Annotated in this window: 14 protein-coding genes; all 14 read left to right on the top strand. The window is 70.4% G+C overall.

Going from position 1 to position 13,828, the window contains the following annotated elements:
• Positions 1-3 precede the first annotated feature (3 nt).
• The 14 genes from ACWD1Z_RS23295 (at position 4) to ACWD1Z_RS23230 (ending at position 13,752) form a co-directional block, all read left to right on the top strand.
• Entirely contained in the window at positions 4-204 is a 201-nt protein-coding gene (locus ACWD1Z_RS23295) for a hypothetical protein (protein WP_451121417.1), read from the top strand.
• A gap of 1 nt (position 205) precedes the next feature.
• The gene (locus ACWD1Z_RS23290; protein WP_451121416.1) at positions 206-943 is read left to right on the top strand and encodes a hypothetical protein; all 738 of its coding nucleotides are present in this window, start codon (positions 206-208) and stop codon (positions 941-943) included.
• A gap of 66 nt (positions 944-1,009) precedes the next feature.
• Positions 1,010-1,420: a hypothetical protein gene (locus ACWD1Z_RS23285; RefSeq protein ID WP_451121415.1), complete on the top strand. Its 411-nt coding sequence runs from the start codon at positions 1,010-1,012 to the stop codon at positions 1,418-1,420.
• A complete protein-coding gene (locus tag ACWD1Z_RS23280; protein WP_451121413.1) occupies positions 1,420-1,935 on the top strand; it encodes a hypothetical protein in 516 nt (171 codons plus the stop codon). Before ACWD1Z_RS23285 ends, ACWD1Z_RS23280 begins: the two co-directional genes overlap by 1 nt.
• A 9-nt stretch (positions 1,936-1,944) precedes the next feature.
• Positions 1,945-2,355: a hypothetical protein gene (locus ACWD1Z_RS23275; protein WP_451121412.1), complete on the top strand. Its 411-nt coding sequence runs from the start codon at positions 1,945-1,947 to the stop codon at positions 2,353-2,355.
• A gap of 177 nt (positions 2,356-2,532) precedes the next feature.
• Positions 2,533-5,457 carry a phage tail tape measure protein gene (locus tag ACWD1Z_RS23270; RefSeq protein ID WP_451121410.1) on the top strand — a complete coding sequence of 975 codons (2,925 nt, stop codon included), beginning with the start codon at positions 2,533-2,535 and terminating at the stop codon, positions 5,455-5,457.
• 9 nt (positions 5,458-5,466) lie between these two features.
• The gene (locus ACWD1Z_RS23265; protein WP_451121408.1) at positions 5,467-9,276 is read left to right on the top strand and encodes a hypothetical protein; all 3,810 of its coding nucleotides are present in this window, start codon (positions 5,467-5,469) and stop codon (positions 9,274-9,276) included.
• 8 nt (positions 9,277-9,284) lie between these two features.
• On the top strand, positions 9,285-9,815 hold the full coding sequence (locus ACWD1Z_RS23260) for a hypothetical protein (RefSeq protein WP_389416859.1): 531 nt from the start codon (positions 9,285-9,287) through the stop codon (positions 9,813-9,815).
• Positions 9,816-9,875: 60 nt separating this feature from the next.
• Positions 9,876-10,592, top strand: a complete 717-nt coding sequence (locus tag ACWD1Z_RS23255; RefSeq protein ID WP_451121406.1) for a peptidoglycan recognition protein family protein — start codon at positions 9,876-9,878, stop codon at positions 10,590-10,592.
• Positions 10,589-10,774 carry a hypothetical protein gene (locus ACWD1Z_RS23250; RefSeq protein ID WP_451121404.1) on the top strand — a complete coding sequence of 62 codons (186 nt, stop codon included), beginning with the start codon at positions 10,589-10,591 and terminating at the stop codon, positions 10,772-10,774. The genes ACWD1Z_RS23255 and ACWD1Z_RS23250 overlap by 4 nt, the downstream gene beginning before the upstream one ends.
• Entirely contained in the window at positions 10,774-11,082 is a 309-nt protein-coding gene (locus tag ACWD1Z_RS23245) for a hypothetical protein (protein ID WP_451121402.1), read from the top strand. The genes ACWD1Z_RS23250 and ACWD1Z_RS23245 overlap by 1 nt, the downstream gene beginning before the upstream one ends.
• Before the next feature lie 109 nt (positions 11,083-11,191).
• Positions 11,192-12,406 (top strand): helix-turn-helix domain-containing protein, encoded by a 1,215-nt coding sequence (locus ACWD1Z_RS23240; RefSeq protein WP_451121400.1) that lies wholly within the window; start codon positions 11,192-11,194, stop codon positions 12,404-12,406.
• 123 nt (positions 12,407-12,529) lie between these two features.
• Entirely contained in the window at positions 12,530-13,051 is a 522-nt protein-coding gene (locus ACWD1Z_RS23235) for a DUF6415 family natural product biosynthesis protein (protein WP_451121398.1), read from the top strand.
• A 200-nt stretch (positions 13,052-13,251) separates the two neighbouring features.
• Positions 13,252-13,752: a hypothetical protein gene (locus ACWD1Z_RS23230; protein ID WP_451121397.1), complete on the top strand. Its 501-nt coding sequence runs from the start codon at positions 13,252-13,254 to the stop codon at positions 13,750-13,752.
• Positions 13,753-13,828 lie beyond the last annotated feature (76 nt).

Below are 13,828 nucleotides of genomic sequence, written 5' to 3'. Positions count from 1 at the left end.
CGCATGTTGGTCGCCATGCCCGAGGGCGCCACGCGCAACGGGGAGGCATGGCCGGGCGAGGGCGAGACGGCAGACTTGCCAACGGCGGAGGCCGCGCACCTGGTCGCCTCCGGCGTCGCCGAGGAAGTCGCCCTCGACGAGCCGGCCGCGCCGCCCGAGGTGCGCCGCGGCCGCCGCAAGATCGAGCCAGAGAGCGAGGGGTGACGTGCCCAAGACGATCCTGACCAACGTCCGCACCTTCGCCGTCGGCGTCGACCTCACCAGCAACTCGAACAAGGTCGAGGTGTCGTCCGAGGTCGAGGACAAGGACGGGACGAACTACGGCAGCCAGGGCTGGAAGGAAGTCCTTGGCGGCCTCGGGTCGGCGGAGATCGCCGCTGAGGGTCAGTGGGAGGCGGGCGACCCCACCAAGGTCGACGATGCGTCGTGGTCCCAGCTTGGCGGGGTCGGCCCCTGGTCGATCAGCGCGAACAATGGCGCCGCCGTGGGGGACCTGGCGTACTTCACGTCCGCGCTGCGCTCCGACTACAAGCTCGGTGAGGCGGTCGGCGAGGTCGCCCCCTGGACCGGCACCGCGAAGAGCAGCTGGCCGCTGGTGCGGGGGCAGTTCGCCCACCCGCCCGGCATCGCCCGCACCGCCACCGGCACGGGCAGCGGCCTCAACCTTGGCGCCGTCGCGGCGGGCAAGCGGCTGTACGCCGCGCTGCACGTGCTGTCCGCGGCGGGCACCACCCCGAGCCTCACCGCCCGTGTCGAGTCGTCCGTCGACAACACCTTCGGCACCCCCACCACGCGGCTCACCTTCACCGCCGCGACGGCGGTCGGTGGGCAGATCCTGCGTACTGCCGGGACGGCGATCACGGACCCCTGGTGGCGCGTCGCCTGGACGATCTCCGGCACCACCCCGTCGTTCCTGTTCGTCGCCGCCCTCGGCATCCAGTAACCGAACCCACCACCCTGCGAGCCCGGCCACGTCGGGCCTGTCGCCATGCCCTGAAAGGGGGCCGTCATGCCCAAGATGGTGCTGCTCGCCGAGTACCTGTCCATCAACGGGACCGTCCTGAACACCTACACCAAGAAGGCCGAGGTCGCCGTCGAGGTCGAGGACAAGGACGTCACCAACTACGCCTCGCTGGGCTGGAAGGAAGTCATCGGCGGCCTGAAGTCCGGTGAGCTCGGGGTGGAGTTCCTCCAGGACTTCGCCGCCGCTCAGCTCGACTCGATCATGTGGCCGCTGCTGGGCACGGTCGTCGCGTTCGAGGTGCGCGCCGACCAGGCCGCGGTGTCCGCATCCAACCCCAAGTACACCGGGAACATCCTGATCAAGGGCTGGTCCCCGATCACGGGCTCGGTCGGTGACGAGGCGACCGTCAGCCAGACGTTCCCCACCTCCGGCGCGGTGACCCGGGCGACCGTCTGATGGCCGGCGGAGGGCCGCCGTTCTCCCTCGGTGTGGAGACGCACCAGGGCCTGGCCGCCCTCACCCGGGCGATCCGCGCCGAGGAGGACGGCAAGGAGCTGCGCAAGGAGCTCGCGAAGAACATGCGCGAGGCGCTGAAGCCCGGGGCGGCCGAGGCCAAGAGCAGCATCATGGCCATGCCGTCCTCCGGGCTCATGGCCACCGCGCCCGCCCTGCGGTCCTCCGTCGCCCGCAAGATCAGGCCCGAGGTGAAGCTGGGCGGCCGCTGGTCCGGCGCCCGCGTGAAGGCCGTCAAGACGAAGAACGTCCGCGGCTTCCCCAACGCCCCGAAGCGACTGAACCGGGCGGGCGGCTGGCGCCACCCCGTGTACGGCAACCGCGAGGTGTGGGTGCAGCAGCACGGAAAGGTCGACTGGTTCGACGACGCCTTCAAGGGCCGTGAGGGCGCGTACAAGGCCGCGGTCGAGGAAGCAATGGAAGACATGGCCCGGCGCATCGCGTCGCGCGCCGAGTAGGGGAGAGCAATGTTCCTGGTCTACAGCCCCGAGGGCAGCGAAGAGCCCAAGCGGTGGAAGTACAACCCGCGCAAGATCATGTCCGCTGAGCGGGAGTGGATCGAGCGGCGCACGGAGCGCAACTGGTCGGAGTTCACCAAGGACGTCGTCCAGGGCTCGTCGCTGTGCCGGCGGGCGCTGCTGTACACGTACCTCAAGCGCGAACACCCCCCGGTGCGGTGGGACGACGTCGACTTCGCGTGGGACGAGCTGAAGCTGGAGTACTCCAAGGGTGAGCTGATCGAGCTGCGGGCCACGATCGCCGAGTCGGCGACGGGTGACGAGCGGGCGGCCGTCCTGGACAAGCTCGACGCTGAGATCGCCGGCGCCTACGACGACCCCGAGGACGAGGGAAAAGCCCAGCTGCCCGTCGCCGACTGAGGCGCCTGGGCGACGCCGCGCACCTGCTGCACATGCGCCCGCGGGACTGGGATGACTGCACCGTCGAGGAAACCGACCTGCTGCTCGACTGGCTCGACGCCTACGAGGAAGCCCAGAACAAGGCACGCGCAGAACTGGATAGATAGGGGCTGACCGCCCCTCGTGAGAGGGGTGGTCATGAGCGATACGTCGCTGGTGTTCAACCTGGTTGCCCGGGACAACACCGAGCAGGGCCTGTCCTCGGCGCGTGAGCGGTTCGACACCGCGGCCGTCGGCATCGGCGCTGGCGTGGCGGCCGCGCTCGGCGTCGGTGTCGCGGCCAACCTCGACATGGAGGCGGCCAACGCCAAGCTGGCCGCGCAGCTGGGCATCGGGCCGGCCGAGGCCGCCGAGCTGTCGCAGGTCTCCGCGAAGGTGTACGGGGAGGCCTGGGGCGACTCGGTCCAGACCGTCAACGACGCGATCCGCGGTGTCTACCAGAACATCGGCGACACCTCGCAGGCCGAGGGCGGCCTGGAGGGCGTCACCACCAAGGCTCTCGCCCTGGCGGAGACGTTCGATCAGGAGGTCGGTCCGACCACGGCCGCGGTCGGGCAGATGCTCAAGACCGGCCTGGCCAAGGACGCCGACGAGGCGTTCGACATCCTCACCCGCGGTTTCCAGACCGGCGCCAACAAGGCCGATGACCTGCTGGACACCGTCAACGAGTACGGCACCCAGTGGCGCAAGTTCGGCCTCGACGGCGAGCACGCCATGGGCCTGCTGTCCCAGGGCCTCCAGGCCGGCGCGCGGGACGCCGACGTCGTCGCGGACGCCATCAAAGAGTTCTCGATCCGGGCCATCGACGGATCGGCCACCACCATCGACGGGTTCAAGGCGATCGGCCTGAACGCCGAGGACATGGCCCGCCGCATCGGCAAGGGCGGCAGCTCGGCCACCGAGGCGCTCGACGTCACCTTGGACCGGCTTCGCTACATCGAGGACCCCGTCAAGCGGTCCGCCGCCGCGGTCGCCCTGTTCGGCACCCAGAGCGAAGACCTCGGCGAGGCCCTGTATGCGCTCGATCCCTCCCAGGCGGTCGGCGCGCTCGGCGAGGTCGGCGGGGCCGCCGACAAGATGGCCAAGACGGTCGGCGACAACCCGGCCGCCGCCCTTGAGTCCTTCAAGCGCAAGGCCCTGCAAGAACTCGGCGCCGTGGCGGGGGTGTTCCTCACCTTCGCCACCGAGAACGAAGAGGTCATGCGGCCGCTGGCGTACACGCTGGCGGGGCTGGCCGCCACGGTGCTCATCGTCAAGGGCGCGATGATCACCTACGCGGCCGTCTCTGCCATCGTGACCGGCGCCCACACGATCATCACCGCCTCCGCGTGGGGCGTCATCGGCACCTGGCTGCGGATGATGGGCATCGGCATCATGGCCTACCTGCGCATCGCAGCGGGGGCCGTGGCCTCGGCGCTCACGACCGCCGCGGCGTGGACGGGGGCGGCGCTGGTGTCGATCGGGACCTGGCTCGCCGCGGTGGTCCGGGCGGCGCTCGTCTCCGCCGTCCAGTTCGCGGTCATGGCGGCGAAGGCGGTCGCCTGGGCCACGGTCATGGCCGCTCAGTGGCTGATCGCGATGGGCCCGGTCGGCTGGGTGATTGCCCTCATCGTCGGCCTGGTCGTCCTGATCGTCGCCAAGTGGGACGCCATCCGGAAGTACACGCTGATCGCCTGGGACTGGGTGTGGAAGAAGATCCAGGGCGCCACCGCGAGCATCCTCACCGCCGTGCAGGGGCTGGGCAAGGTCCCGGGCTGGGTGGCCGGCTACTTCGGCCGCATGAAGGACGCCGCGGTCGAGCGGGCCCTGGCGCTGGCAGCGTGGCTGACCGGTCTGCCGGGCCGGATCTCCAAGTCGATCGGGTCCCTGGGCGGCCTGCTCACGTCCAAGGGCGTCGCCGTCGTACAGGGCCTGTGGTCCGGGATCAGCTCGATGGGTGGCTGGCTGAAGTCGAAGATCCTCGGGTGGGCCAAGGACGTGATTCCGGGCCCGATCGCCAAGGCGTTGGGAATCTCCAGCCCGTCCAAGGTCACCACCGCGCAAGGCCGGTGGATCGCCCGCGGCCTGGTCGACGGCCTCACCGGCTCTGCCAAGCAGATCAAGGCCGCCAGCCACAAGCTGGCGGACATCGTCCGCGACTCCCTCGCGCCGGGCAAGAAGCGCTCCAAGGCCTTGCAGATCATCGGCGCGGGCACCGGGATGCTGCTCGCGCTGGCCAAGCGGGAAGAGGCCCTCGCGTCGAAGATGAAGGCCGCGAACAAGAAGGTCGCAGACCTGATCAAGGCGCGTGACAAGCTCGCCGCGGACGTCAAGAAGGGCGTTCTCGACTCGGCGAACATCACCCAGATCACTGGCGGGGGCGAGGTGTCCGCCGACTCGATCCTGACCAAGCTCGGCGACAAGCTCGCCCAGACCAAGTCGTGGGTCGCGAACCTGGCCAAGCTGCGGGCCAAGGGCGTGCGCGGAGACCTGATCGCGCAGATCGCCCAGGCCGGCGTCGAGGGTGGATCCGCCGCGGCCTCCGCCCTGGCGAACGCCGACAAGGGCACGATCGCACAGATCAACTCCACCCAGTCCCAGCTGGTCGCCGCCGCAGGAACGGCCGGGACCGTGGCCGGTGACGCCATGTACAAGACCGGTATCCAGGCCGCGCAGGGCATCGTCAAAGGGCTGAAGAAGGAACAGCGGTTCATCGAGAAGGCCATGCTGACGATCGCCAAGGGGATGAAGAAGGCGATCAAGGATGCCCTCGGCATCAAAAGCCCGTCGGCCCTGATGGCCAACGAGGTCGGCCGGTTCATCCCGCCCGGCGTCGTGCAGGGCATCAAGCGCACCGCCCCGCAGCTCGACACCGCCATGCGCTCCCTGGTCCGCCCTGAACTCGCCACCCCTGCCCAGCCGATCACCACGCCGACGATGGCGCCGATGCTCGGCGGTCAGGGCGGCGGCCTCGTCCGCGTCCGCATCGACCTCGCCGGCGCGGACTCCGAGTTCAAGCGCATGTTCCGCAAGCTCGTCCGCGTCGACGGTCGCGGCAACGTCCAGATCCTCACCGGCTCATAAGGAGGCCTCGTGCCGTTCCCCCAGACCCCTCTCGACGTGCAGATCGAACTCCGGGTCGGCGGGGTCTGGACGGACATCACCACGGACGTCTACACCGCCGAGAAGATCACCATTGAGCGGGGGCGCCCCGACGAGGGGCAGCGCACCGACCCGGGCAAGTGCTCCCTGACCTTGAACAACCGGCTGGGCAAGTACTCGCCCAGGAACCCGATGTCGCCGTACTACGGGGCCATCGGCCGCAACACCCCGATCCGCGTCAGCGTGCTGGCGGGCAGCCAGTTCCTGCGGCTGCCCGGCGCCAGCACCGACTTCGCTTCCACCCCCGACGCCGCACCGCTGGACACCCTCGGCGACATCGACGTGCGGATGGACGCGCAGCTGGTCAACTGGCTGGACGCCGCCGACGTGCTGAAGACGACCGAGCTGGTCGGCAAGCTCACCCTCGCCGCCGGCACCAAGAGCTGGTTCCTGGGGGTGAGGTCCAACCGGCTGTACCTGGAGTGGAGCGCGGACGGCACCAACACTCTCGGTGCGTCCTCGACGGTCGAGCTTGTCGTGCCCCCGTCCGGGCGCCTCGCGGTGCGCGCCACCCTCGACGTCGACAACGGCGCCGCGGGCAGGACCGTCACCTTCTACACCGCTCCCTCGGGCACCGCTGGACCCTGGACGCAGTTGGGTGCGCCGGTCGTCCAGGCCGGCGTCACGAGCATCTTCAACAGCCCCACCCCGGTGCGGATCGGCAACGCCGTCGACGTGGCGATGACGACGTCCGCCGGGCGCTGCATGGCGGTGGAGATCCGCAACGGCATCAACGGGGCCATCGTCGCCAACCCGGATTTCACTGCGCAGGCCATCGGCGCGACCAGCTTCGCCGACGCGGCGGGGCGGACGTGGACGCTGAACGGCGGCACCCAGATCACCAACCGCAGGACGCGGTTCGTCGGTGAGGTCTCCAACTGGCCCTCCCGCTGGGACGTGTCCGGCAAGGACGTCCGCGTCCCCATCGAGGCCGCCGGCGTCCTGCGCCGCTACGGCCAGGGCGCCAAGCCGTTCGACTCCACCCTGCGCCGCCGCATCCCCGCCTACTCACCGGCCGCGTACTGGCCCCTCGAGGAAGCGCAGGGCGCCAGCCAGGCCTACAGCCCGATCGCCGGAGTGCAGCCGCTGAAAGTCAGCGGCGGCGTGGAGTTCGCCTCCGACGACACCCTCGGCGGCGCCACCACCGTCCCGGCCTGGGGCGAGGACGCCGAGGGCCGCGGCGCGATCCCCTCGATGCCCGCCGGAGCGTGGCACTGCGAGATGGTGTTCAAGCTCGACTCAATGCCGTCCGGTCTGAACACCATGCTTGAGGTCACCACCACCGGCACGGCGAAGAAGTACACGATCCGCGTGCAAACCAACAACGTCAACGTCAGAGCCTTGAACTCGGACGGCGCCGAGCTGGCCCTCATCAACATCACCGCCCCGCAGTTCACGGGCCGCTGGAACCGCCTCCAGCTGTGGGCCCGGCAGCAGGGCGCCAACGTCGAGATGCACGTGGCCTGGCTCCGTGTCGGCGCCAGCGGCGTGGCCGTCTCCACCCTCTACGCCGCCACCGAGGGCCGCCCGACCCAGGTCAAGATCCTGGGCATCCCCGGCAACCTCCGCCTCGGACACCTCGCCATGTTCTCCGCCATCAACAACATCGCCTTCGCCAACGCCGACGACGGATTCGCGGGAGAGAGTGCGGGCGTTCGCCTGCGCCGCCTGGCGAGCGAGGAAGGCAAGCCCGTCCTGGTCCACGGCAACACCGCGATCCAGGAACTGATGGGCGCCCAGAAGCCGGACACCTTTCTCGACCTGGTCGAGGAGGCTGCCGACGTCGACGGCGGCATCCTCTACGAGCGCCGCGACGTCCTCAGCCTCGCCTACCGCGACCGGCACACCCTCTACAACCAGGCTGCGGCCTTGCAGCTCGACTACCTCGCGCCTGGCTTGGCCCACCCGCTGGAGCCGGTCGACGACGACCAGGCGATCCGCAACGACCGCACCGTCCAGCGCGAAGGAGGCAGCAGCGCCCGCGCCGTCCTTGAGGAAGGGCCGGTGTCCGTCCAGGCCCCGCCAGGCGGGGTCGGCCCCTACGACGACAGCGTCACCCTCAATCTGAACTCCGACGACCAGCCAGCCCCGCACGCCGCCTGGCGCCTGCACCTGGGCACCGTTGACGAGGCCCGCTACCCGGTCGTCAACGTCGACCTGGCCGCCGCGCCCGCCCTGATCGACGCGGTCACGCAGCTGGACTCCGGGGACCGGCTCACTATCGCCAACCCGCCCGCCTGGCTGCCACCCGGCCCCATCGACCTGATCGCGCAAGGGTCCACCGAGGTCATCGGCCACCCCGTGGACTGGGATTTCTCCTTCAACTGCACCCCCGCCGCGCCGTGGCGGGTCGGTGTCCTCGACCAGACCGCACCCCGCATCGACGCCAACCCCGGCGGATCGCTGCTCGCCGCGGCGGTCGACGCCGCCGGCACTGAACTGATCGTGCACACCCCGGCCGCCGGCGCCGCCAGCCTGGCGGTCCCGTTCGTCACCTCCCGCGACCGGCTCTCCGCGAACCCCGACTTCGAGACCGACCTGGCCGGGTGGACGGCCACCGGCGGAACGATCGACCGGGTGGCAACCCCGGGCCCTGCACCGTTCAGCGGGGACTGGAGCCTGCTCCTCACCCCCAACGGCGTGGCCGCCACCGCGTTCGCCGCGTCGCCCGCTTCACCGGTCACCCCGGGCACCGCCTACGCGCCCTACGGCTTCCTGCGCTGCGCGAGCGCACGGTCGGTGAGCCTGTCCGTCAACTGGTACGACGTCGGCGGCGCCTACCTGTCCACCAGCAGCATCAGCAAGACGGTGGAGGCCGGCGTCTGGACCGAGTTCACCGGCAGCGTCACGGCACCGGCGGGCGCCGCCACCGCGCGGGTCCTGCCCACGCTCACCGGCACGCCGCCCAGCACCGACAAGCTGCACGCGGACGTCGTCTTCCTCGGCTCCGGGGTGGCGGGCGCCTCCGCCCGCGACTTCCCCTTCGACGTGCGCCTGGGCGGCGAAGTGGTCCGGGTGACCGGCAATGCCTCCGCGCTGCTGGACACCTTCGCCCGCACCGTTGCGGGCGGCTGGGGCACCCCGGACTCCGGCTCGGCCTGGACCGTCACCGGCGCCACCGCGGACTACTCCGTCGGCAGCGGCTACGGATCCGTGGCCCAACCGGTCGTAGGCATCGCCCACCTGACGCTCACCCCCGCACCGAGCGCCGACGTCGACCTGTACGCCGACATCGCCACCAACGTCCTGGCCTCGGGCGCCAGCCTGTTCGCCGGGCCGCTGCTGCGGGCCGTCGACAACAACAACCACTACGCGGTCCGCCTCGACTTCACCACCACGGCCACCGTCACCATGACCATCCGCAAGCGCGTGGCGGGCGTCGAGACGCAACTCGGCTCGCACACCAGCGGCCTGGCGCACGTCGCCGGCACCTTCTACCGGGTCCGCTTCCAAGCAGCGGGCACCACGCTGCGCGCGAAGGTGTGGCTGGCCACGGCCGCCGAGCCCCGGCAATGGCAGATCGAGGTAACCGACCCGTCGCTGACCGCGGCCGCCAACATCGGCACCCGCTCATTCGCCAACACCGGCTCCACCGCGGTCAGTCCGGTCATGCGCTTCGACAACATCCACATCGTCACCCCGCAGCGCATGACCGTCATGCGGTCCATCAACGGGATCGTCAAGCCGCACGCCGCCGGGGCTGAGGTCCGCGTGCACCGGCCCGCCGTCGTCGCCCTGTAGGAGGCGCTGTGACGTTCATCGAGTTCCCTGTCTGGCAGCCCGGCATGATCATCACGGAGGCGCGGGCCAACAGCGCCGCCCTGGTGGGGCGGACGGTCTTCCGGGCCACCAGGGACACGTCCCAGTCCATCCCCAGCACGGGATCCGGCAACCCGGACGGCGCGAACGCCCTCAGCTGGGAATCCATCCCACTCGACGACCTAGGCGGCTGGTCCTCGGGCAGCCCCACCCGCTACACCTGCCAGCTCGCTGGCTGGTACAAGATCAACGCGAAGATCTCCTTCAACGCCACGGCCACCCCAGGCACCGCGAGGGCCTTGGGGATCTTCGGCAACGGCACCTTGCTGCCCGGCGGCCACTTCCGGTCCGCGATCGCCGCCACCAACGTGGTCCATACCGAAGATGGTTACCTCACGACTCTGCTGGCCGTCGGCGACTACATCCAGCTCGCCCCCGGGCACAGCACCGGCTCGAACCTCGACACCGCGACCGGCGGCACCCGGCCGACGCTGGAGATCGAGTTCGCCCGCCCCGCGTAGCCCTGCCCACCCTCCGCCCCGAGCCGTCCGGCCGGGGCGTTCCGCATATCTGGAGCACGCATGGCCACACCCCTGTCCGCGTCCAAGTTCCTCGCCGCGCTGCGCGCCGAGGGCGTGAAGGTCGTCGAGGTCGGCGCCTGGGAAACCCACAACCGCAACCATGTCGGCGCGTGGGGCCCGGTCAACGGCGTCATGCAGCACCACACCGGCCCGTACTCCACGGAGAAGGGCATGGTCGAGCTGTGCCGCAAGGGCTACTCCGGCCTGCCGGGGCCGCTCTGCCACGGCGTCATCGACCGCTCCGGCACCGTCCACCTCGTCGGCTACGGCCGCGCCAACCACGCCGGGGCCGGCGACAGCGACGTGCTCGCCGCGGTCGTCCGCGAGGACGCGGACCTGCCGGTCGACAACGAGACGGACACCGACGGCAACCGGCACTTCTACGGGTTCGAGGCGATCAACACCGGCGGCGGCCAGAGCTGGCCCGCCGTCCAGGTCGAAGCCATGGTGCGCGTGTCCGCCGCGCTCTGCCGCGCCCACGGATGGCACGCCGAATCGGTCATCGCCCACAAGGAGTGGCAGCCCGGCAAGCCGGACCCCGCGGGCGTGCACATGGACAAGTTCCGTGACCGCGTCGCCGAGCGGCTCAAGCACCCCGCCAGCTGGTCGCCGACCGCCCCGAAGCCACCGGCCCCCAAGCCCCAGCCGCCCACTCCTGAGGAGCGGCTGACCGCCCTGGAAAAGCGCGTCACAGCGCTGGAGAAGGAGTCCCGATGAGGTTCTCGAAGTACGCCAAGGCGGCTGTGTCCGCCGTCGCCGCGGGCGCGGGCTCTCTGTCCGTCGCCGTCACCGACGACACCGTCACCGCGGCCGAGGGCTGGGCGGCCCTGATCGCCGTCCTGGCCGCGCTCGGGTTCACGTGGGCTGTGCCCAACAAGCAGGACGCTCAGGGCGTCTGATGGGTACGCCCGACCCGGGCGTGTACATCAGCAGCGCCCAGATGTACCAGGAGTTGAGGTCCCTGAGCGACGGCGTGACCCGGGTGGAGACGAAGCTCGACAGCATCGGGCAGGGACTGAACGATCTGGGCAAGGACGTCGCCGATCACGAGTCGCGGCTCCGCGCCCTGGAGGCCATGCCGAAGACCAGCGACATCGAGCCCCGTGTCACCACGTTGGAGAAGGGCCGGTGGCCGCTGCCCACGATCGGCGTCCTCGCCGGTGTGGCCGGCGCCGCCACGGGCGCCATGGCCCTGTTCGCCCGCTGATACCTCGAACGCCCCCTGTACAGCCACCTCGGCCGTGCAGGGGGCGTTTCGTCATGCCCCCTGCGGCCTTCCACACTTCCTCGCTGCTGGGTCGGCGTACCGTGACAGCGTGGCAAACGACGACCTGGGGCGAAATCTTCGACGCCTGCGCCGCCTGGCCTCCCTCACCCAAGAGGAACTGGCCGAGCGCTCTGGCGTGTCGGTAGACGTGATCCGACAACTTGAGCAAGGACGGAAACACTCGGCGCGCTTGCCCACTCTCCACGCGCTGGCGAACGGCCTTGGCGTGGAGCTGACGACGCTTCTGGGGGACCCTCCCGCCGTTTCATCGAGGGGAGAGAGCGACGGGCCGCGTTTCGTGGCGGTGCGACGTGCCATCATGCCGGCGCTCTGGGCGCCGGAGCCGGAGCCGCCGGGGCCCGGCTTCTCGCTGGAGAGTCTGCGCGAGCAGGTCGCGGACGGCTGGACGCAGTACCACGCCGCGGAGTTCGAAACGGTGATGAAGACGCTTCCAGACGTAATCTCGGATGCGCGTACCGCCGCGGCATCGACTGACGGCGAGGACCGACGGGCCGGTTTCGCTGCTCTGGGCAAGGCCCTGCAGCTCGCCGGGCACGTCGCGGTGCGAATGGGGAAAACGGATCTCGCTCTGATCAGTCTGGAGCGGGCCATAGACGCCGCGGGCCGGTCGTCCGACCCCCTACTACGCCCCATGATCGTCAACTCTGTTGCGTGGGCCTACCAGCGGCAAGGTCGTCTTAGCGACGCGCTCAGCATCGCGCTGCACGCTGCAGACGACCTACGAGGCGCGGGGCACACGGACACCGCTGATGGCCTCAAGGTCTGGGGCGCGTTGACGATGTCCGCCGCGACGTCTGCCGCACGCAGCAACGACTACGAGCGCGCAGCCGCGCTGATGGAGAAGGCAGAGGCAGAAGCCGCCCGCGTGACCAAGCTGCCGCAGGGCGGCGACAGCCGCATGGTCAGCGTGTTCAGCCCGTCCTCGGTGCGTATTGAGCGGGTCCGGCTGGCCGTCCAGTACGGCCACCCGGAGGATGCCCTGGCGCTCGCCAAGGGGATGCGGCTGGGCAAGGACGTCCCGCCGTCCTGGCGGACATGGCTGCTGCTGGATGTGGCCCGAGCCCATACGGATCTCGGGGACGCGGCGGGGGCAGTGAAGTCGCTGGAGTCGCTTCGCCGTGTGGCGCCGGCGTGGATGCAACATCACACCTTGGCGGTGGCCATCGTCCGTGATCTGTGGTCGCTGCCCAACCACCCGCCGGGGCTGCGGCCGTTGGCCGAGTTCCTGGGAGTTGGCGACTAGCGTCGCGAAAGTGGGATGTTCCATCCCTGTGACCCTGCGTAGCGCACCGATTCCATGAGTCGTGCAGTGCCCCGGCGACCGCGCGAACGGCCCCGGGGCTTGGCCGACTACTGAGGAGTCGACATGGCCGAGGGTACGCAGACCCCAGCGCCCGCGCACAACTCCGCCGCGGCGGGCGCCCCGCCGGCGGACATCCCCACGATGCGCGCGACTGTCGCCGAGGTACTGCCACCTGACGTGACCCCTGTCGACCTCACCACGCTGGAGACGCTGACAGGCCTGGTGGTGGGTCACATGCAGCTGCTCATCCCGGAGATCGAGCAGGCCGCCGCGGCACTGCCCGCCGACGACGTGCCCCGCTACGTGGCTCTGGCCTGTGTCCGTGAGGCCCGCGGCAAGCTGACCGCCCGACCCGGGCTGATGCCGCACGACGCCGCCGCGCACGTGCGCAAACTCGGCCGGTCGCTCCTGGCGTTGTGCGACCACTACGAGACGCTCACCGGCGTCCGCATGTGCCTGGCCTGCGACCAGCCCCTCAAGCCGGGCGAGCCGACGCGCCCCTTCGACCAGGGCAGCCAGTCGGGAGGCTCGGCCGTCTCTGGCCGGATCCACGAACGCTGTGCCAACACCGTCCGCATCCACTAACCGGCGGCGCCTCCCCCCGGCGTGAAGGGGGCCCACGGCGACCGCAGGGACAGGGTCGCGCCCGTAGACGCCCGCCCCGGCCGAGGAACGCAAGCCCCTGCCGGGGCGGTCCAAGCCCCGCCCTGGTTCCCAACCCCTGGACAGGTCGAGCCCGGGCGGGGCCATCCCAGTACGGCACGAGGCCCCAGAAGGGACAGTTCATGACCGTCACGCTCGAACAGCCAGCCACAACCGGCACACGGGACCCGAAGGAACTCCTGAACGCTGTCGCTCCGCACATCACGGAGCTGACCGTCAACGTCTTCGACTCCGGCATGACCCTCTGGGACCGCGAGGTCGCCCTGCTCCTGCGCGACCACACCATGGTCCGGGACATGGCCGAACGGATCCTCGGCAACGCCGTCATGTACGTCATGGGCTCCATCGAGAACCCCGACCAGCACCTCGGAGTGGGCAAGCTCGTCGACATCGGCGTCCATCAGCTCATCCTCGACACGCCCGTCTGGTGGGGCATCTGCCGTCTCTACAACGGCGGCCGGTTCAAGCACCACGCCCCGTTCATCGAGCGCCGCCGCGACGGCCTGTGCCTGCGCACCGGCGACTTCCTCCGCTCCCAGGGCTGGGCGGTCGACGAGGAGCTGTGGGCCATCGACGGCGCGGACTGTTCCCCGTGCGACGACAAGGTCCCCGACAGCCACTGACCCCGCTACAGTCGCCCCCGTCCTCACGGCTCCCCGAGGGCGGGGGCTCCCGCATCCCGACGACCAGAGGAACGCG

It is taken from the genome of Streptomyces sp. NPDC002784 (assembly GCF_053592135.1).
The sequence above is the reverse complement of the archived record's forward strand: the minus strand, read 5'-3'. Positions and strand labels throughout refer to the sequence as shown.

Bases quoted from the DNA above. Each gene is read 5' to 3' on its own strand.
- ACWD1Z_RS23280 (WP_451121413.1), top strand. From the start codon at position 1,420: ATGGCCGGCGGAGGGCCGCCGTTCTCCCTCGGTGTGGAGACGCACCAG.
- ACWD1Z_RS23270 (WP_451121410.1), top strand. From the start codon at position 2,533: ATGAGCGATACGTCGCTGGTGTTCAACCTGGTTGCCCGGGACAACACC.
- ACWD1Z_RS23235 (WP_451121398.1), top strand. From the start codon at position 12,530: ATGGCCGAGGGTACGCAGACCCCAGCGCCCGCGCACAACTCCGCCGCG.
- ACWD1Z_RS23230 (WP_451121397.1), top strand. From the start codon at position 13,252: ATGACCGTCACGCTCGAACAGCCAGCCACAACCGGCACACGGGACCCG.
- ACWD1Z_RS23245 (WP_451121402.1), top strand. From the start codon at position 10,774: ATGGGTACGCCCGACCCGGGCGTGTACATCAGCAGCGCCCAGATGTAC.
- ACWD1Z_RS23285 (WP_451121415.1), top strand. From the start codon at position 1,010: ATGCCCAAGATGGTGCTGCTCGCCGAGTACCTGTCCATCAACGGGACC.
- ACWD1Z_RS23250 (WP_451121404.1), top strand. From the start codon at position 10,589: ATGAGGTTCTCGAAGTACGCCAAGGCGGCTGTGTCCGCCGTCGCCGCG.
- ACWD1Z_RS23255 (WP_451121406.1), top strand. From the start codon at position 9,876: ATGGCCACACCCCTGTCCGCGTCCAAGTTCCTCGCCGCGCTGCGCGCC.
- ACWD1Z_RS23275 (WP_451121412.1), top strand. From the start codon at position 1,945: ATGTTCCTGGTCTACAGCCCCGAGGGCAGCGAAGAGCCCAAGCGGTGG.
- ACWD1Z_RS23295 (WP_451121417.1), top strand. From the start codon at position 4: ATGTTGGTCGCCATGCCCGAGGGCGCCACGCGCAACGGGGAGGCATGG.